Raw genomic sequence first — 19,579 nt, forward strand, 5'->3', positions numbered from 1 at the left:
TGAAAAGACAATTGCAATAAATTGTACCTGAAGATTTAAGTTGATACTGTTCCTTGAGTATACTGTCGAAAATACAATAATTTTGAGTGGGCTATGTCTGAACCAAAACAACAATCTGATAAAAATACTGATCAACCCGAAGATAAGAACAAAACATTTGATACAGATCAGATCAATTTGGACTTAATTGAAGCACAATATGCACTCAAAGATACACGCGGTAAGAAAAATGCCAAAAGCTTAGTGGTGTTGGTAAGTGGCATCGAGTTAGCAGGTAAAGGAGAATCGGTTAAGCAATTAAGAGAATGGGTCGATCCACGATATTTGAAAGTCAAAGCTGACCCTCCTCATCTTATTCAGCCAAATATCCCATATTGGCAACCTTATGCACGTTATATTCCTGCTGAAGGGCAAATGATCGTTATGTTTGGGAATTGGTATAGTGATCTCTTAGCCACATCCTTACATGTTTCAAAACCATTTGATGAAACCATGTTCGAAAATTATTTGCAGCAAATGCAAAGTTTTGAGCAGGATTTAAAAAATAATCATGTTGATGTCGTGAAAGTTTGGTTTGATTTATCGTGGAAATCATTACAGAAGCGTTTAGATAAAATTGAACCTTCGGAGCAGCGTTGTCATAAATTGCATGGGCTGGATTGGCGCAATAAAAAACAATATGAAAATGTACAACGATTGCGTCAAAAATTTACCCAAGACTGGGTCATTATCGATTGTGAAGATGAAGTATGTCGTGATCAGAAATTCGCAGAAGTTGTATTAGCGCGACTGAAAGATTTGCCAAATCATCCTCAAAAAATGCGCCAAAAATGGCATCAAGCGGATATCCCAGAAATTTTAACGTCCCCCAATGAAGAAGCACTTGAAAAAGATCAGTATAAGGCTGAACTCAAGAAACTGACCAAGAAGGTCGCTGAAGCATTACGCGCAGAAGGACAAAAAACGGTGATCGTTTTTGAGGGGATGGATGCTGCAGGTAAAGGTGGTGCGATCAAGCGTATTGTGAAAAAGCTCGATCCAAGAGAATATGGAATTTATAATATTTCTGCGCCCGAAAAGTATGAATTGGCGCGGCCTTATCTCTGGCGTTTTTGGAATAAACTGCTTGAAGATGAAAAAATCTCGATTTTCGATCGCTCTTGGTACGGTCGTGTATTGGTGGAAAGAGTTGAAGGTTTTGCAACGGATGTAGAGTGGAAACGTGCATATGATGAGATTAATCGCTTTGAAAAAGATCTAGTAGATACGCAAACAGTAGTCATTAAGTTTTGGTTGGCCATCAGTCAAGAAGAGCAAGCCAATCGTTTCAAAGCACGAGAGGAAACACCGCATAAGCGTTTTAAAATTACGGCTGAAGATTGGCGTAATCGCAAACGTTGGGATGATTATTTATTGGCTGCAGCAGACATGCTCCATCGAACCAATACCGAAGATGCGCCGTGGTATATCATTGCTACCAATGATAAATATACTGCACGCCTTGAGATTTTGAAGGCAATTTTGAAACAATTAAAAGTAGACGCCTAGAACTGGTGAGAGATATAAATAAAGCCCTGTAAGGGCTTTATTTATACGTCTAAGGATTTTATTTGTTAAGCGTATTTCACAACATTTGCTTGTTGTTTTTGTTGAATGCTTTTGGCAAGTTTATAGCTTTCTTCAACATGAGCCTCAGCCACTTTTTTCATGACAATATAACCCAAGCTAGCTGCAATAATTGAACCGCCCAATGGAATAAACTTAGTCACTTGCTTGGTCAACACTTTGGCTGCCATATTGTTCAGCGAAGCTTTAGCGGCAGTACGAGCCACGACTAGACCAGAAAACTCGAAACCGCGTTTGCGTAGTTCGTTCCAATGGATTTTTTTGGTTTGAGGATCAAAAACGCTGATTTGTTCAGGAGCTAAGCCAAAGCGAGCATTAATTTCTGGAATTAAAATTGACAACATACCTACGTCAATCACAACATCTAAAAAGGGCACAGGAATGACAGCAACACCTGCTGAAACATAAGAGCGTTTTTTGACGAGATCAAGACATTCATCTCGAATTTGTTCTAAATTTAAATTTGGGTCGATTGTTTCTGGAATTTTATCAATTTTCATTTATTTATCACCTAATCAAAGTCTATGGTTCTCGATCCATCACATGATGAACATAGCGCGAGATGAAAGTTTTATTAAAGTCATAAAGTAAAAGTGACATAGTCAGATTAAGATGTATAGTAATTTATGTTTATGATTTTGTTCACACAACTTCATAACGTGTACGTTGTATGGTGAAAGGGACCTTATGGGAATTCATGTAATTCAAAGTCAGCGCATTGAAGTTTTGGTACAAGGCATCATCACGACTCAAAAGCGTCCCACGAACAACCCATTTGCAGTCCTACAGCAACAACATTTTGTGGTGCCTTCTGCGGCAATGCAAGAGTGGTTAACCCAACGGTTATCTGAGTACCAAGGCATCAGTGCAAATACATTTTTCCATCAACGTATTCGTGGCTTTCAATGGTATGCCTACCAGCAAATTTTGAGTGACAAAGATAAAGTACGTAAAGCGAATATTCCACGTCTGATTATGAAGTGGCGTATTTTCCAAGCACTCAAACCTTTTATACAGCGTGCGCATAATCAGCTTGAGGTTGAACATCCTTTATTCCCATTAATCACACGTATCTATGACAGCGCAGCACGTATTGAACAGTCAAATGAACAATATCGAAAAAAAATGAGCATGTTGTATTGGGTGTCTGATCAAGTGTCAAAATTGTTCAGCAATTACATGATTTATCGAGCAGAGTGTCGCCGAGCATGTGAATATGATTGTCGTTGTCCTGAAAATTGGATTCAGGTATGGGGGCGTAATGAAGCACTCAATATTGAACAACAATTACAATATTTAAATGGTCAAGATTCCAGTTTTAAATTTTCGCAGACACAACAATTAGAGGCTTGGCAACGTTGGTTATGGCTCAATATTTTTCATGAAGACTTTGTTGAAATGCAAAGTATTGATCATGATTTTTGGGCTGTACTTCGTGATGAACAGCAACAGAAAATAGCCCTCAAAAAACTACCACAGCAACTGATCGTTTTTACACTCTTGGATTTACCACCAAGTCAATTACAGTTTTTGCGCCGTTTGGGTCAGTACATTGATGTGTTGATTTTGCATTACAATCCCTCACAAGAATATTGGGCGGATAGTGTCGATCCGAATTGGAAAAAACAATATGACTTAAAGCTCAAAGAGCGATATATCGAAAAGTTTCAGCAAAAGCATCAAAGAAAACCAGCTGATAATGAAGTTGAGCAGTTTTTTGAGAATTTTAGTCTGAGCTTTAATGGGCTGGCACGTGAGTCCAGACATCCCTTATTAACACGAATGGGAAAGCAGGCACGTGATCACTTTTCTCTGTTGTCGAACCTTTCCTCGGGTGATGAGGGGCAATGGATAGATGCTTTTGTGGATGAAGCACCGCAGCATTTACTGAGTCAATTGCAATCAGATATTTTACATTTGGTTGAACCTCAAGCTCAAAGTTATGTATTAGATCCAGCAGACGATTCAATCCACATTCATGTTTGTCATTCCGCTGTACGACAGCTTGAAGTCTTAAAAGATCAATTGACCCGATGGCTTGCTCAGTCAACAGCAGAAGCAACACGCCGTCCGAGTGATATTTTAGTTCTTGCGCCTGATCTGAAACAAATTGAGCCTTTGATACGGAGTGTGTTTCCGCAAAAAAATACTGCAACAGGTGTTTATCTGCCAGTAAAGCTAGCTGGTATCACGCAGTTAGATACAGTATTGGCATGGCGTTCAGTGTTAGGGCGAATTGAACTGATACAAAGTCGATTTACCATTGATGATTTTGCTGATTGGTTGAACTTAGCAGCGACCCAGGTGAGATATTGCTTAGACATTAACGGGACTGAGCGCATCTTATCGTTGTTGAGACAAGCGGGATTTCGACGAGGTTTGGATGAGCAACATCTGCAAAAAACATTGGCGGAGTATGATCAAGACTATCGGTTCAGTTTTAAGTATGCCTTAGATCGTTTGGCGCTGGGTGTGGCTGTTCCAGTTCATGCGATGTTTCAGGAGACCTTAAGTTCTCATGTAGTGGACTCGGGTGATTTTCACTTAATTGCCACGCTCATTGAAATATATAAGCACTTTGTAGAGCGTCGAGATTGGCTCACGACGATTGAAATCGAAAATGATCAAGAGACGTCAGAGCATGTTGAATTTTGGCTCAATCGTTTAATTTTAGAAGTTAATGAGTTTGAAAGCGCTGGTGTAAGCTCGTTAGAGATGATTAAAGAGATTATTCAAAAGCAAATAAGAATGCTAACGCTGGCAAATTTCTATGAAGAACATGATCAAGCCATTCTTAAAAACATACGTTTGCCCTTGAGCTATATTCTGACTGAAATCCAAAGCACCCTTGAATCGCAACTTGATTATGCATTGCCAACTGGACAAATTACATTTAGTCAAATTGGTTTGATTCGGCCAATACCGTATAAGTTAATTGTCATGATGAATTTAGATGGGGGGAAGTTTCCAAATCGGGAGAGTCATTTACCTTTTGATTTAATGGATTTACTCAAGCCCATGATTGGTGATCGATCACGTTTAGACGATGATCAAGGTGCTTTTTTAGATGCTTTGTTGTTGGCCAAAGATAATCTCTGGCTATTCTATAATGGTTTTGATGTAGCCGATGGTGAAGTACGAGATCCATCGAGTAGTGTTCAGGAATTACTCCAACATCTCGCGTGGATCATAAAAACATCAGATCAATCTTCCTCGAATCCTCTCATTGATATTGATGGCATTCAAGTTCATCAGAATTTGAGCACACTCTACACGGTACATCCTTTGCAACCCTTTGATCCTGATGGTTTTCAGCAACAGCATCAGCGCTATGAAGATGAATGGTATGCCGTGGCTTCTAACCTCAGTCGTCAGGATCAACGTGGTCATAGAGAGGCTTGGATTAATACCACGCTTGAATTGAATCAGGACATCATGGTCTTGGATGCTGAACAATGGATCAAAGATATCTGTTTTCCTGCGCGTCTTTATTTAAAAACCTTAGGCGTATCTAATTTAAAGGATCAGGATTTACCTGAGGTGAATGAGCCGTTGTTATTAGATGGATTGGCGCGATACTCTATTCGTGACTTTTTACAACAGCAGCCAAATGTTTCGAAGCTTCAGACTGAATTACTCAGTGACCAGCTTCCTGTCGGCAAATTACAAGAAGTCAGTTTGAAAATGAGTCTATTAGAGCATCAACAGTTATTAAAAAGACAAAAGTGCTATGTTGATGAACCGACCAAAATCACTCAGCGCGTCATAGCAATAGATGATATACATCTTCAAGTGACCGTTCCTCAAGGGGATGAGACGAGTTGGGTGAGTGTTTCAACATCCAGTGCACGCGCACAACGACGAGCACATGTGTGGTTAGAATACTTACTTTGGTTAAGTTATCGAGACTTACCAGATCACCTTGCAACTGAAATGCAGCGCATCCAAATCTTTAGCGATAAAACCATCATGTGTACTGGCCTGACGACGAAACAAGCTCAGGATATGCTTTCCCAATGGATTCATGCATATAAACAAGCTCAGATAGAGCCTCTCGTTTTACCTGCAGCATTGCTGATGAAACTTGCGGTAGATGGAAAAGCATTAGAATGGGTCACTGATGAAGAGGGTCATCAGCAGTTAAATAACTTCGATAAGCTATTAAATGAGTGGAATAAAAGCGATGCTTTTCTGAGTTATAGTTTAAATGACAGTGAAGAAAGTCATTTGCACCGAGATTGGCAGTATATTTTACAGGATTTAGATGCTGAGCACCTATTAAAACAAGCGTGTGATCAGTTTGCTTATGTCTTATATCAGCCGATATATATGTATCAATCGGAGGCTGAAATATGAGTCAAAAGCCTATAGTCTCATATCAGCCAATTGTGGATATGCATTTCACTGGATTGCATTGGATTGAGGCTTCTGCGGGGACTGGAAAAACGTATACGCTCTCCAGCCTCATGGTCAGAATTTTATTAGAAGAGTATTTACCAAAGCAGATTATTGCGACGACATTTACACGCAAAGCAGCGGCTGAATTGAAAAGTCGAATCCGTGCACGTTTAATCGAGGTGCTCGGACTTTTAGAGTCATGTCGTGAGTTAACTCAAGATCAAGTTCAAGCGCGTGCAAAATTAGAATCAGATATTTTATATCAAGTGATTTTAAATCAATTTTCTGGCTTGATTGCACATGCGTGTGCACGTTTAAAACTGGTAATAGATCAGCTTGAAGAGCTCTTTGTTGGGACCTTGGATAGCTTTAGCCAAAAGCTTCTTCGTGAATTTGCATTTGAGAGCGGTAAAATTGAACGAATGCAAATCACCAATGATGCAAAACAATATACGGTTCAGTTAATTCATGATGAATTACGGGCATGGATTCAACAGCAGCCTCAATCAACTGTAGATTATTTGCTGCTTAAGAAAAAAATTAAGTCACAAGATGCTTATATCGATTTAATTGAAACGAGTTTGAATTTTTCCTCTGCTTATTTCAAAGCAGTGCCAGCGCCGACCATAGATGTAGACGCTTTCAGAACTCATGCAGAGCGCTTCATACAGATCGAGCTTGAAACGCTAGATTCATTAACAGACTTTTATGATCCTGAAGGGCAGTATTATGCTGTAGTCGCAAAGAAGTGGCGCGATCAAGATAAATTAAAAATTACACTCACGCAGTTGTTGCCTGAATTCCTTGATCAAGTTAAATCCCAAGGCGTTGAAGTCATTTTTGCGTCGCATCTCAGCACTCATCTTAGTCAGTTGAATGAATTGAGAAAAAAAGTTCTCAATAAATGTCCCGTCGATGTTTTGGCGGCATTTGAGCAACATCCTATTATTGTTGAACTTGCTGAGTTTTTTAAACAGTTTGACAAGCTCAACCAACAACTCGAGCATTTGGAGAGTTATTTACAATATTATTTAGCGCAGCAAGTAAAACAACGTCTGCCAGAATTGCTACAGCAAAAATCAGAAACCACATTTTCACAGCAAATTCGAACTTTGGCCGAAGCATTGCAAGGAGCACAAGGTCAGGAGTTTGCAAAGTACGTTCACGCGCGTTACCCACTTATTTTAGTGGATGAGTTTCAGGATACCAACCAAGATCAAGATGATATGTTGGCGCAGATTTGGAGACATCCAAGTCGCGTGAAGCAGGGTTGTATGATTATGGTGGGAGACCGTAAGCAAGCGATCTACGGTTTCCGCGGTGGAGACATGCTCACATTCCTGAAAGCATATCAAGATGTTGAAACTAAAGCAGGGCGTTTTTACCAACTTGTGCATAATCATCGCTCAGTGAAACCATTGGTCGAAGTCGTCGATGCATTGTTTCAACAACAAATGGATTTTGGTGAACAAGTTGAATATACGCCTGTTACAGCAGGTACTCGACCGCATCCAGTATTGATCCAATCCAGTTTAGAAAATTATGCTCCGCTTCGTTGGGTTCAAGTAAATGATAAGGAACACGAGTTAGAGCAGGTTGCTTGGAAGATACGGGATTTGCTCAATCAGGCTGCCCAAAGTCAGCTATATTTCGAAAAACAGGGGCAACGTATTGAACTTCAGGCAGATGATATTGCTGTTTTGTCTCGTAACAATCCTGATTTAGAAAAAGTTCATCATCACTTATTGATGTTAGGCATTCCTGTAAATCGACCTTCACGAAAAAGTGTCTTCAAAAGTGGAATTGCTCGAGATGTTGGTGCAATTTTGACAGCCATCATGAATCCATTTGATGAAGCTAAATTAAAGAGAGCTTTACTTACACGATTGATGGGTTTTAATTTACATCGCTTTTTGCAACTTCAAATTCAAGCAGATGGCTTAAGTTTATTTATCACGAAATTTGAAGAAATTCGTGAAATATGGATGGGCCAAGGCTTTTTAACAGCATGGCAAAGTTTCCTCACAGAATTCAAAGTTTGGACAAACTTGGTTGAGCAATTCAGCTATGACAATGAACGCGAAGTGGTCAATCTGCGACACATTTCAGAGTTGTTGAGCCAGAACAGTGATGAGTTAAGAGGTATGCATACCCTTTATCATTGGTATATGCGACAGCTTTCAAATCCGCTGGAAAGAGAGTGGGAAATTGAAAGACAATTGAGTAATCAAGCGGGCGTTCACCTTTTAACTATTCACCAATCTAAAGGATTGGAGTTTAAGATTGTATTCTTGCTTGGCGCAGATCGTAAACTGTCAGATCGAAGCGAACTTAACTTTTCAATTCGTGAAGTGCAGGATTATGGAACTGGAAAGTCTGTCGCACAACGTGTCGTGGCGTTAAAGCGTGAAGAATTATTGGAACCATTAGAGGTTGAGCAACATGACCAACGTGCTTTGGCAGAGCATCGACGATTATGGTATGTGGCCTTAACTCGAGCACAACACCGCGTTTATTCAATGATGAGTGATCAAAAAGGGCAATCTATTTATGGTTTGGCGTATTGGCGTGGTCATGGTGCGCACCAATTTCAGCATGCTTTCAGTTTGGATGAGCCATGTTTAGAGCAATGCCCTGAGAAAATAATCGCTAAAAAAGAACATCATGCTGTTCAAATGATTGCGCAGAAATATCCTCAAGTTCATTTTTATCCTAGAGCCAAAACCAGTTTTAGTTATCTCGCACAACATTTGAGTCATCAACAAATTAAAGATCGTATGGCGGCTCAAGATATGATCGAACATCATGCGAGTGATGAGGTCAATACTGTGACGCTCGTGACTCCATATCAATTTGAGGATTTGGATCATCAACAACCTTTGAGTTGGATTCGTGCTCATTTTCCGATGGGAACATTAGCTGGAAATTTCCTACATGAAATTTTTGAACATATCGATTTTCAAGATCGCCGAGATTGGACATTAGAAATTCGCCGCCGTTTTAAAAATGCCTATTCAGGTTTATGGGAGCAATTATTCGCTAAATTTCAATCAGATTTTCCTCAACATCATGATGCCGAGCAACATCTGTTAGAAATGACGGCTGAATGGTTAGCAGAGGTTTTAGAGACACCGATTCAACCTGAATTTCAACTCAAGCAATTAGTACCTGAAGCACATTTGGCTGAATTTCCATTCTATTTGGCTTTAGCAGACCGAATATTTGGTATTCAGCGTATTCAGCAATTATTTTTAGAGTTTGGGCTTGATATGCCCGAATTCAATGCAGCAAATTCAGCACGTTACCTCAATGGTTCAATTGACTTGGTTTATTATGATGGGAAGCGCTATCACATTGCCGACTATAAGAGTAATTATCTCGGAAATCATGTGGAAGACTATTCAGCTCAAGCTATTCAGCTGAGCATGACGCATGCAAGTTATTGGCTACAAGCAGCCCTATATTTGGTGGCATTACATCGCTATTTAAGTATTCATATTGATGACTACAACATCGATCGAGATCTTGGTGGTGCCAGTTATTTATATTTACGTGGGATGAATGGCACTGACCAATATGGATTTAATTATTGGCGTCCTAGTTCAGAATTTATTCTAAGATTAGATGCAATATTGGGCTATTTTGCTGAGGATTAAAACAGCGAAATAGTATGAATATTTAAATGAATTTATTATTAATCATTAATTTATCTTGTGGATAATATTGATGATAAATGTGTAGATAACTATGAGGATAACTGTGTGGAAATTAATCAGAATGAAAAAGTTGATGTTCCTCAATGGGTAACAACTTGGGCTGAATATATCCTAAATCAGTATCTTTCATCAGATGATTTAAATGAACAATCCATTAACACCATTGAACAAGTTCTGATGGCATCTACTGTCGGCGATAGTTGTATTGATTTGAAAGGGGAGGTTATCCAAGATCTAAGTAGGTTACTCGTGAGCGCAGAGCTTGCAGAACAGCAGGTCGCGCCTTTTGTTTATGATCGGAATTATTTGTATTTATATCGCTATTGGCAATTAGAGCAGCGTTTAGCTCGACAAGTTTATCGTTTAAAGCAGCAAACGATAGTGCCTGTAGATTGCACAAAATATGAAAAATTATTAACCGATCCATTTCAAAAGCAAGCCTTGGAAATAGTATCAATGCAAGCGCTGAGTATGATTACGGGTGGTCCGGGTACAGGGAAAACGTATACTCTAGCGCGTATTATTGCTGTATTAAATGAGTCGAATCATCAGTTAAGAATCGCAATGGCTGCACCGACAGGGAAAGCTGCACAGCGAATGAAAGAAGCATTGCAAAACTCATTAAATGACGATGCAATGCTAAATATGGGTTTGGATATTGCCCACTTAAAGCAGCAAAATACGTTAACGATTCATCGTCTTCTGGGTTTAGGGCATAGCGCTCAACCTAAATACAGTCTGAAAAAGCCATTACCCTATGATGTGGTGGTGATTGATGAAGCCTCAATGCTCGATCTCAATCTCGCAACGATGCTTTTTGAAGCGATTCCAGACCAATGTCGTTTGATCTTGTTAGGGGATGCACAGCAGTTGGCCTCGGTTGATGTGGGGATGGTATTGGCGGATTTACAACAAGTAAAAGCGCTTAAAGACCATCACGTCAATTTAGTGACCAGTCGAAGATTCAAAGCAGGTGCAAAAATCGGTGATTTGGCAAGGTTCATCCAGTCACATGAATGCTCACCACAAAGCTCGAAAGTTGAGGTATTGGCTAAATTTGAGAAGGAGATTTGTAGAGCATCTGAAATCCAACAGATTAATTTAGCTGAGCTTCAAGAGGATCTTGTTCAACTAGAGTATTTGAATAAAGAATATTCAGATCAAGATTTAAAAGCCTATTACCTTAAATTAAGCTCGGGGTTTACGGATTACTTTAAAGCACTCAACCTTTATGTCAGAAATGGATATCAGCAGCAGGATGTGGCTGAAATTATCCAAAAATTTGATGATTATAGGATCTTAGCTGCAGTGAGACATGGACATTTGGGATTGAATCGTTTGAATGATGAAATTGAGAGGGAGCTATTTCAGCACATGCGGATATCACGACACGACCTTTGGTATATTGGTCGCCCTGTCATGATGACATATAACGATTATCAACTCGGGCTTTCTAATGGTGATATTGGGATATGTCTCAGACATCGCCAGTTTGCTGATCAATTTGAAGTATATTTTCCAAGTCTTGACCAATGGTTTCCAGCATCACGTTTACCAAAGTCAATGCAAACCTGTTATGCGCTGAGCATTCATAAGTCGCAAGGTTCTGAATTTAAACACACTGCAGTTGTGTTAGATGAGTTTGCATCACGTCTATTGAGCCAAGAATTATTGTATACCGCGATTACGAGGGCAAAAAAAGCAGTCAGTTTATTGGTGGATACTGATGCTTTATTTGAAGCAATAAACGTTAAAACAATAAGAAAAACAGGTTTATTGAATAAATTAAACACTTTATTTATATCTAATATTTAACGATTGGTTGAAAATAGAAAACCTTTGTAGGAAATATCTTACAAGGATTCGAGAAATTGGCGCATAGAGCTTCGTACAATTTTTTGCGATGATTGCTTGCATAAAAGGTTCAACACGGAAAGTTGAGCAATATCGCATAATTACAATAATTTATAGTCGAGAGACTGCGAACTTACAATGATGTAAGTGATAAAAGAGGAAACTTACAGCCGCTAAGCCTTGTAGTTTTGGGAGAGACTACAGGGCTTTTTTATATACATATGAGATTAAATTGATTACATAATGTACGCAATTTCTTACATAAAGATCAGAAAACTGCGACTTGTGTTGCATAATGAATCTGGCAATATAGTCATATAAGGAAATGAAACCTTAAGAACAAGGACCGTATTAATAATAAATGTGTGTGCAGCACTTACAATAAAAATATAAATAACAGAATCATAACTAAAATATAAGAATCTACAGCGCAAAAAAGGCCCTATGACTTGTCATAGGGCCTTTTTTAACCGTTTATCTCAATCTTATTTTTTAGGCATCTTTATACTTGTTTTGACTTAATGATTCTATTAAAGTGCGTAAAAATTATCACTTTACAAAAAAACCATGAAAAAATTCATAATTTTAATCATTTTGGTGAGTGTTGTTCTGTTTGGGTTGTATAAATGTTTTAAGCCTGCAGATCAAAACACTTCCTCAGTCGCTCAGATTGATTCTCTATCTGCTTCTGAGCGTGGACAGCAAACGCCAATAGCCCTTAATGAAGATCAAGTCGAAGATTTAAACGAGTCTGAGAAGATGCCTGTTACTGATTCTCCAGATTTAGTGGACCCGAAGAGCGATTTTTCGATTAAGCCTATTGATCCAGAAACTGATCCAGCCAATCAAGTGTAATTTTTTACCCTGCGCACTAAAAACATAACAACGGAGAACAATTATGTTTAAAACTTTATCATTAAGCGCATGTTTGAGTGTTTTGATGGTCGGTACTGCCATGGCTCAGATGAGTCCTGTAGCAGCTAACGCTAAATTGAACAATCAGGCAAAACAAAAAGTGTCGAAAGGTGGTATTAATCTGTCGGCGTTATTGAACAACAGTTCAAATGATCTAATCGTTGAATATCATATTGACACTAATCATTTAGAAAATAATCGCGCTCAACTTCGTGAACACATTGCTCAAAAGAAGCAATCGATTCAATCGAACTTTAAGCGTTTAGGTGGTATTCAATTACTACGCGATTATAATGCCTTACCATATAGTTTTCATCGCGTTCAAAAGCGTGACACGCTCGTAAGCTTATTGAATGACCCGAATGTAAAAGCAATTTATCCAAATAATATTTCTTATACGACAGCATCTCAAAGTCTACCATTAATTGGTCAAGTGCCTGCGGCTGCGCAAGGCTATACTGGCGCAGGGACAACGATTGCCATCTTAGATACAGGTGTTAATTACCGTCATTCAGACTTTGGTAACTGTACAGCGCCAGGTGTACCATCATCAACTTGCAAAGTTACGGATGCTATTGAAATTGCTCGAGAAGACTATACATTAGATGCTAATGGACATGGAACTAACGTTACAGCAATTGCTTCTAAAGTTGCACCAGATGCAAAAATTGTGATGCTTGATGTGTTCACCGGCAGTACAGCTAGAACTGGTGGTGGCGCATCCGATTATGACATGATCGGTGCCTTGAACTGGGTAGCGAACCATGCTCAAAGCAAAAATATTAAATCAGTAAACTTAAGTATAGGTAATGGGAGAAGTAACTCATCTACCTGTACATCGTCTGCACTTGCACAATCTTTTGAAAACTTAAGACGCTTGGGTGTGTTACCAGTCGTTGCATCTGGCAATGATAGACATCTGAGTGGTATATCCTATCCAGCATGTACTGCGGGTGCAGTCAGTGTAGGGGCAGTTTATGATGCTAACGTAGGTTCGATTTCATTTAGCAATTGCTCTGACAGTGCAACTTATAGCGACAAAGTAACGTGTTTCAGTAACTCTAGTCGTAATTTAACTTTATTGGCGCCTGGTTCACGTATTACCGCTGGCGGATATACAATGGATGGTACTTCAATGGCTGCACCTCACATTGCAGGTGCTGTTGCTGTGTTACGTGCGAATAATGCTTTCCCGAATGAATCACTGGATCAAATTGTTGCACGTATGACGTCTACGGGAACTTTGGTTACGGATCATCGTAACTCAATTCGAACACCTCGTTTGAATTTAATTGCTGCGTTAAATGGTGCTCCATCTACTCCAGCACCACAACCCCCTCTTGTTGAGCCACCTGTAGTGACGCCAACTCCTACGCCAACACCAACTCCAGCACCACAACGTAACTGTCGTACTTTCTTATTTGTGACAATCTGTAGTGGTTAATTAATAGCTAATAGATGAAAAATTTAAAAAAAGGCATCTAAATGATGCCTTTTTTACATTGATATTAAACACGTTCAGTTTCAGATTGATCAGTTCCAAATAACGCGCGTCTTTTTTCCTTAGGAATACTTGGGCATTGGTTGGATATTTGATATAGCACTTTTGCTAAAGCGGCTAAATGTGTGCCTAACACAGATTTCCCTGTATTTAAGAACGATACACTGATATCCCGTTGAGGGTCTGCCCAACATAAAATATTCGAGAAACCTAAATGACCAAAAGCTTGTCCAGTATTTGGGCCAAATACACCGATTGGATTACTACCTAACATCGGACCAAGTGCATAACGCATAGGTGCTAAAAGGTTACGGTCTATTGTTGTATTGGATGTAGGGAGTGTTGCTCTGAAGACCGTTTCTGAATTGATAATTTGCTGGTCTTGATAACGACCACCATTGAGTAACATTTCAAAAAAACGATTGGCTTGTTCAGCACTGGTGTAAATATTTCCTGCAGGACAGACGGTATCCATAAAACGGGGATCATTGGTGACATCCACTGCCAGTTGCAGTCCTCCGCCTAATACACGATTGAGATATAGGTCAGTCCCCAAAACAGGGTGAATCCCAGTTGGATAATTTTTTGCAACTAAATGACGTAGTTCTGGTTTTAAACCATAGTTGAAGAAAGGTAAATTCATTGGTTTTTCAATATGTTCGTGCAAGTAATCACGAATATCTTGTCCTGTTACACGTTCAACCAATTCTCCTAAAATATATCCAGCAGTTACAGCATGATAAGAGAGTTGCGAGCCTACGGGTGCAATCGGTTTTGCTGCATAAAGATGCTCCAGGATCCCTTGACGATCAAATAAAAGCTCTGGAGTGACCTCAGTTTCAATTTTAGGAATACCGCCGCGGTGTGACAACAAATGAAATATGGTGGCGCGTCGTTTACCGTTAACGCCAAACTCTGGAATATAGCGACTCACTGGATCAAGTAAGTTAATTTTCCCTTGTTGATCTAACAAATGCACTAACATGGCATTAACGATTTTAGAGGCAGAAAACATACAGACCGGTGTTTCTGGTGTCGCAACTTTAGAAGGGTCTGTTTGATAGTTTGGACCAAGTTCTGTGTAACCAATACTGCGATTAATTAATATCTGACCCTTGCGACGTAAACACATACTGATCATTGGATGATTGCCAGTACGATAAAGTGCTTCAACACTGTGCCAAATTTTATCAATTTGCTGTTGCGTCATTCCCCCAAGTTCTGGCGCAACTTCGTCTTTATGACGAGTGATCGTAGTTAAGTCTTTTGGTGCTATGCACGTATTTGTAGAGAGTAATTTCACGTTCATTCCATGTTTCATTGTTTTTATAACAGGCAAGTTTGCCCTGCCAAAAAACAAAAGTCAGTATCTTTAACGACATGAATTGATGATTGTTTCTGCCAGAAGTTATTGAGCGGATAATTTTGCTTTTTGAGGGGGGTTCCTTTAAAATAGCACGCTGCTGTAGTGATGCACGGCAGTCAATTCCGCTTTGAAGAGCGTCGTTGATTTGTATCAAATACTTTTAAATAAGCATCTCGGAGAAATCGAATGGCTTTAACAAACGCAGATCGCGCAGAGATCATTGCTAAATTTGCTCGCGCTGAAAACGACACTGGTTCACCAGAAGTTCAAGTAGCTCTTTTATCTGCTCAAATCAATGACTTACAAGGTCACTTCAAAGAGCACAAACACGACCACCATAGCCGTCGCGGTCTTATCCGTATGGTTAACCAACGTCGTAAGCTTCTTGACTACCTTAAAGGTAAAGATGCTACTCGTTACAGCGATTTGATTGCTGCTTTAGGTTTACGTCGTTAATTCGATTTAAACTTTATTTTCGGATTATTGCATGTTGAATGCTGTATTGCTGAAAACTAAAGGCGATCTAGTTTCGACTAGATCATGGGGAAGGGGCGAATAGTTTCGCTCCTTCTTTGTGTTTAAAAATAGTGTTTCTAGTGAGGTCGGCTTCTAAGCTTTGTCATTTAAAACCTGTGTTGTGAATGCCAAACCTTAGGGGTCTCCACTAGAATAAAATCAGGAAAAAATAGAACATGTCGATGTTTAATATTATTCGTAAAGAATTCCAATTCGGTCAGCACCAAGTTGTGCTTGAAACAGGCCGTGTGGCGCGTCAAGCAAATACTGTTGTGATTACCATGGGTGGTGTGACTGTATTGGTTGCTGTTGTTGCTCAACCGACTGCGAAAGCAGGTCAAGACTTTTTCCCATTGACTGTTAACTACCAAGAAAAACAATATGCTGCAGGTCGTATCCCAGGTGGTTATGGTAAGCGTGAAGGCCGTGCATCTGAAGCTGAAACTTTAATTTCACGTTTGATCGACCGCCCAATTCGTCCGTTGTTCCCAGAAGGTTATTACAACGAAATTCAAGTGACTGCAACAGTTGTATCATCTGACAAAACTATGGAAGCTGATATTGCTGCAATGTTAGGTACTTCTGCTGCACTCGCAATTGCAGGTACACCTTTCCGTGGTCCAATTGGTGCTGCACGCGTTGGTTTAATTAACGGTGAATACGTTCTTAACCCAAGTCATGAACAACTTGCTCAATCTGATCTTGATCTTGTTGTTGCAGGTACTGAAGCTGCTGTACTTATGGTTGAATCAGAAGCGAAAGAACTTTCTGAAGACCAAATGCTTGGTGCTGTATTGTTCGGTCATGACGAAATGCAAATTGCAATTCAAGCGATCAAAGAATTTGCTGCAGCTGCTGGCGCGAAGGAATCTGACTGGGTTGCTCCAGCGAAAAACGAAGACCTTCGTAGTCAATTGAAAGCAGCTTTTGAAGCGAAAATCTCTGAAGCGTATACGATTGCGGTTAAGCAAGACCGTTATGCAGCACTTGATGCACTTCATGCTGAAGCGATTGCTCAATTCGTTCCAGAAAATGACGAAACTGGTCTTGCTGATGAAGTGAACGAATTATTTGAAGACCTTAAATACCGTACAGTACGTGACAACATCTTGTCTGGTAAGCCACGTATTGATGGACGTGATACTAAAACTGTTCGTGCAATCGACGTACAAGTGGGCGTATTAGATCGCGCTCATGGTTCTGCATTGTTTACACGTGGTGAAACTCAAGCACTTGTAACAACAACTTTGGGTAACACGCGTGATGCATTAATGGTGGATACCCTTGCAGGTACGAAGACTGATAACTTCATGCTTCACTACAACTTCCCTGCATACTCTGTAGGTGAAACTGGTCGTGAATCTGGTCCTAAACGTCGTGAAATTGGTCATGGTCGTTTGGCACGTCGTGGTGTTCAAGCAGTTCTTCCACCAGCTGATCGCTTCCCGTACGTGATTCGTATCGTATCTGACATCACTGAATCGAATGGTTCGTCTTCAATGGCGTCTGTGTGTGGTGCTTCTTTATCACTTATGGATGCAGGTGTTCCACTTAAAGCGCCAGTTGCAGGTATTGCAATGGGTCTAGTGAAAGAAGGTGAACGTTTCGCAGTTCTTTCAGACATTCTAGGCGACGAAGATCACCTTGGCGACATGGACTTTAAAGTAGCAGGTTCTGCAAACGGTATTACTGCACTTCAAATGGACATCAAGATCGAAGGTATTACTGAAGAGATCATGGAAGTTGCATTGAATCAAGCGTATGCAGGTCGTATGCATATCTTGAATGAGATGAATCAAGTGATTTCACGTGCTCGTCCTGAAATCTCAATGCACGCACCAACATTCCAAGTGATCAGCATCAATCCTGATAAGATCCGTGACGTGATTGGTAAAGGCGGCGCAACTATTCGTCAAATCACTGAAGAAACCAAAGCAGCGATCGATATCGAAGATAACGGTACAGTACGTGTATTTGGTGAAACTAAAGCAGCGGCAATGGCTGCAGTAGCGAAAATCCAAGCGCTTACAGCAGAAATTGAACCAGGTACAATTTACACAGGTAAAGTCATTCGTATCGTTGAATTTGGTGCGTTCGTCAATATCCTTCCTGGTACTGATGGCTTGCTTCACATTTCACAAATCTCGAACGAGCGTATTGCGAATGTGACAGACGTTCTTACTGAAGGTCAAGAAGTTAAGGTACAAGTTGCGGATGTTGATAACCGTGGTCGTATCAAACTTACAATGAAAGACATTGAACAAGCTTAATCATTTAAGCTAATTCTAAGCCTTGTGTGGTGCTTCGTTTAAACGAGTGCTACACAAGGCTTTTTTTATGGCATGATCAAAATGTTCTCATTTAAAAATAACTAAAATGCAAAAGTTTAATTATTATTATCATCAAGATGACGGGTATATTTATCTGAGTGAAGCATTATCGACTGATGTTGATGCAGAATTTATATGGTTGAGTTTTGAACGCCACGAATTGACTCAAAATACAGAGACGTGGCAACGATATATTTTTGAGAACACTGGAATTCTGTTGAACGAATTTCATCTTAAAGATATTCAAAACCTTGAGCATCCTTGCGTATTTGATGCATTAGATGATTATGATTTGTTGATCTTTAAAAAATTAATCATCCCAGATGACCACATACAAATTCAGAATGGTCATTCAGCTGAGCAACAAACTGCGGGCATTGTTACAACGCCAGTAAGTTTTGTCATGACATCAAATGTTTTAATCACAGTGCATGAACAAGGTAATCGTGCATTTGAAACATATCTTGAAAGAGTGCAGGCGATTCAAACACGACCTATAGAGCAACAGAATATTCCACGAAAACTAGCCCAGAGCCCTGTAGATATTGTGCTTAGATTACTGAATATAATGGTGGATGGCTATTTAGGTTTACGTGCGCCACTGACCAAACGTGTGGAATTTTGGCAAAAAGAACTATTACAAGGAAATCAAAAATTTAATCGATGGAATCAACTGCTGCAAGAGATCACGGCTTTTCAACAAGTTGAAAATTTGTGTGAAGAACAGGTTGAATGCCTACAAGAATTAAGAGATGAAATTGTCGAAAATTATCATCATATTAAAGCTAAACGTAAGGCAGAGAAGCAAAATTTAATGCTCGTCCGAATGGATGATTTAATTAGCCATATTGAAAGAATACAAAAGCACAGTGTTCGGTTAAACCATGCAGTACAAGCCGCCATTGATTTGCACTTTTCAGCAGTGGCCAATCAAACCAATGAAAATATGAGAATTTTAGCAATTATCACCGCTGTATTTGCACCACTGACTCTTCTTACAGGTATTTACGGAATGAATTTTGAATTTATTCCAGGATTAAACTCACCGCATGGCTTTTGGTATATGCTCACAGCCATGTGTGTGACAACACTTTTGTTAATTTGGTATTTTTATCGTAGACAAATGGTCGGGCGCGGTGAAAAAAGTGTGATGGAATTGTTGGCTCAACAAAACCAGCAGCAACAACTCGGTTTGTTTGCATTTTTGGAGTATGAACCGATTCAAAAAACATTGAAAGGTACGCTCCGAGAAATGGGAAGTTGGACTCGATTAAAATAGTCAACGTCATATAAGGCACTTATGCTTTAAGTCAGAATGATAAGTGCCAGATTCACCGTTATTTTATAATATTAAATT

11 protein-coding genes are annotated in these 19,579 nt (G+C 39.6%); 9 read left to right on the top strand and 2 right to left on the bottom strand.

Annotation, left to right across the window (positions count from 1 at the left end):
• Window positions 1-93 precede the first annotated feature (93 nt).
• Window positions 94-1,548 (top strand): polyphosphate:AMP phosphotransferase, encoded by a 1,455-nt coding sequence (gene pap / locus AC1M9D_RS04550; protein WP_481611590.1) that lies wholly within the window; start codon window positions 94-96, stop codon window positions 1,546-1,548.
• Window positions 1,549-1,613: 65 nt separating this feature from the next.
• Here pap and AC1M9D_RS04555 read toward each other — a convergent pair whose 3' ends face one another.
• Window positions 1,614-2,126, bottom strand: coding sequence for a hypothetical protein (locus AC1M9D_RS04555; protein WP_092767239.1), 513 nt, complete (start codon window positions 2,124-2,126; stop codon window positions 1,614-1,616).
• A 187-nt stretch (window positions 2,127-2,313) separates the two neighbouring features.
• Between AC1M9D_RS04555 and AC1M9D_RS04560 the strand changes: the two genes are divergently transcribed.
• The 5 genes from AC1M9D_RS04560 to AC1M9D_RS04580 all read left to right on the top strand — a co-directional run bounded on the left by AC1M9D_RS04560 (window position 2,314) and on the right by AC1M9D_RS04580 (window position 13,953).
• Window positions 2,314-5,982, top strand: a complete 3,669-nt coding sequence (locus tag AC1M9D_RS04560; protein ID WP_481611591.1) for an exodeoxyribonuclease V subunit gamma — start codon at window positions 2,314-2,316, stop codon at window positions 5,980-5,982.
• The gene (locus AC1M9D_RS04565) at window positions 5,979-9,680 is read left to right on the top strand and encodes a UvrD-helicase domain-containing protein (RefSeq protein ID WP_481611592.1); all 3,702 of its coding nucleotides are present in this window, start codon (window positions 5,979-5,981) and stop codon (window positions 9,678-9,680) included. Before AC1M9D_RS04560 ends, AC1M9D_RS04565 begins: the two co-directional genes overlap by 4 nt.
• A 105-nt stretch (window positions 9,681-9,785) precedes the next feature.
• A complete protein-coding gene (recD, locus tag AC1M9D_RS04570; RefSeq protein ID WP_481611593.1) occupies window positions 9,786-11,555 on the top strand; it encodes an exodeoxyribonuclease V subunit alpha in 1,770 nt (589 codons plus the stop codon).
• Between the two features lie 606 nt (window positions 11,556-12,161).
• Window positions 12,162-12,449, top strand: a complete 288-nt coding sequence (locus AC1M9D_RS04575; RefSeq protein ID WP_481611594.1) for a hypothetical protein — start codon at window positions 12,162-12,164, stop codon at window positions 12,447-12,449.
• Window positions 12,450-12,492: 43 nt separating this feature from the next.
• Window positions 12,493-13,953 (top strand): S8 family peptidase, encoded by a 1,461-nt coding sequence (locus AC1M9D_RS04580; protein ID WP_481611595.1) that lies wholly within the window; start codon window positions 12,493-12,495, stop codon window positions 13,951-13,953.
• Between the two features lie 64 nt (window positions 13,954-14,017).
• Here the strand turns inward: AC1M9D_RS04580 and AC1M9D_RS04585 are convergent, their stop codons facing one another.
• Window positions 14,018-15,313, bottom strand: coding sequence for a serine hydrolase domain-containing protein (locus AC1M9D_RS04585; RefSeq protein ID WP_092767411.1), 1,296 nt, complete (start codon window positions 15,311-15,313; stop codon window positions 14,018-14,020).
• A 249-nt stretch (window positions 15,314-15,562) separates the two neighbouring features.
• On the opposite strand from AC1M9D_RS04585, the gene rpsO reads away from it, so the two are divergent.
• The 3 genes from rpsO (at window position 15,563) to AC1M9D_RS04600 (ending at window position 19,501) form a co-directional block, all read left to right on the top strand.
• Window positions 15,563-15,832, top strand: coding sequence for a 30S ribosomal protein S15 (gene rpsO / locus AC1M9D_RS04590; protein ID WP_035264047.1), 270 nt, complete (start codon window positions 15,563-15,565; stop codon window positions 15,830-15,832).
• Between the two features lie 242 nt (window positions 15,833-16,074).
• Entirely contained in the window at window positions 16,075-18,162 is a 2,088-nt protein-coding gene (gene pnp / locus AC1M9D_RS04595) for a polyribonucleotide nucleotidyltransferase (RefSeq protein ID WP_481586814.1), read from the top strand.
• Window positions 18,163-18,268: 106 nt separating this feature from the next.
• Window positions 18,269-19,501 carry a magnesium transporter CorA family protein gene (locus tag AC1M9D_RS04600; protein WP_481611596.1) on the top strand — a complete coding sequence of 411 codons (1,233 nt, stop codon included), beginning with the start codon at window positions 18,269-18,271 and terminating at the stop codon, window positions 19,499-19,501.
• Window positions 19,502-19,579 lie beyond the last annotated feature (78 nt).

This window comes from Acinetobacter sp. ANC_7682 (assembly GCF_056779795.1).

Excerpts from the sequence above, each read along its gene's own strand:
- pap (WP_481611590.1), top strand. The coding sequence starts at position 94 with ATGTCTGAACCAAAACAACAATCTGATAAAAATACTGATCAACCCGAA.
- AC1M9D_RS04555 (WP_092767239.1), bottom strand. The coding sequence starts at position 2,126 with ATGAAAATTGATAAAATTCCAGAAACAATCGACCCAAATTTAAATTTA.
- AC1M9D_RS04560 (WP_481611591.1), top strand. The coding sequence starts at position 2,314 with ATGGGAATTCATGTAATTCAAAGTCAGCGCATTGAAGTTTTGGTACAA.
- AC1M9D_RS04565 (WP_481611592.1), top strand. The coding sequence starts at position 5,979 with ATGAGTCAAAAGCCTATAGTCTCATATCAGCCAATTGTGGATATGCAT.
- AC1M9D_RS04575 (WP_481611594.1), top strand. The coding sequence starts at position 12,162 with ATGAAAAAATTCATAATTTTAATCATTTTGGTGAGTGTTGTTCTGTTT.
- AC1M9D_RS04580 (WP_481611595.1), top strand. The coding sequence starts at position 12,493 with ATGTTTAAAACTTTATCATTAAGCGCATGTTTGAGTGTTTTGATGGTC.
- rpsO (WP_035264047.1), top strand. The coding sequence starts at position 15,563 with ATGGCTTTAACAAACGCAGATCGCGCAGAGATCATTGCTAAATTTGCT.
- pnp (WP_481586814.1), top strand. The coding sequence starts at position 16,075 with ATGTTTAATATTATTCGTAAAGAATTCCAATTCGGTCAGCACCAAGTT.
- AC1M9D_RS04600 (WP_481611596.1), top strand. The coding sequence starts at position 18,269 with ATGCAAAAGTTTAATTATTATTATCATCAAGATGACGGGTATATTTAT.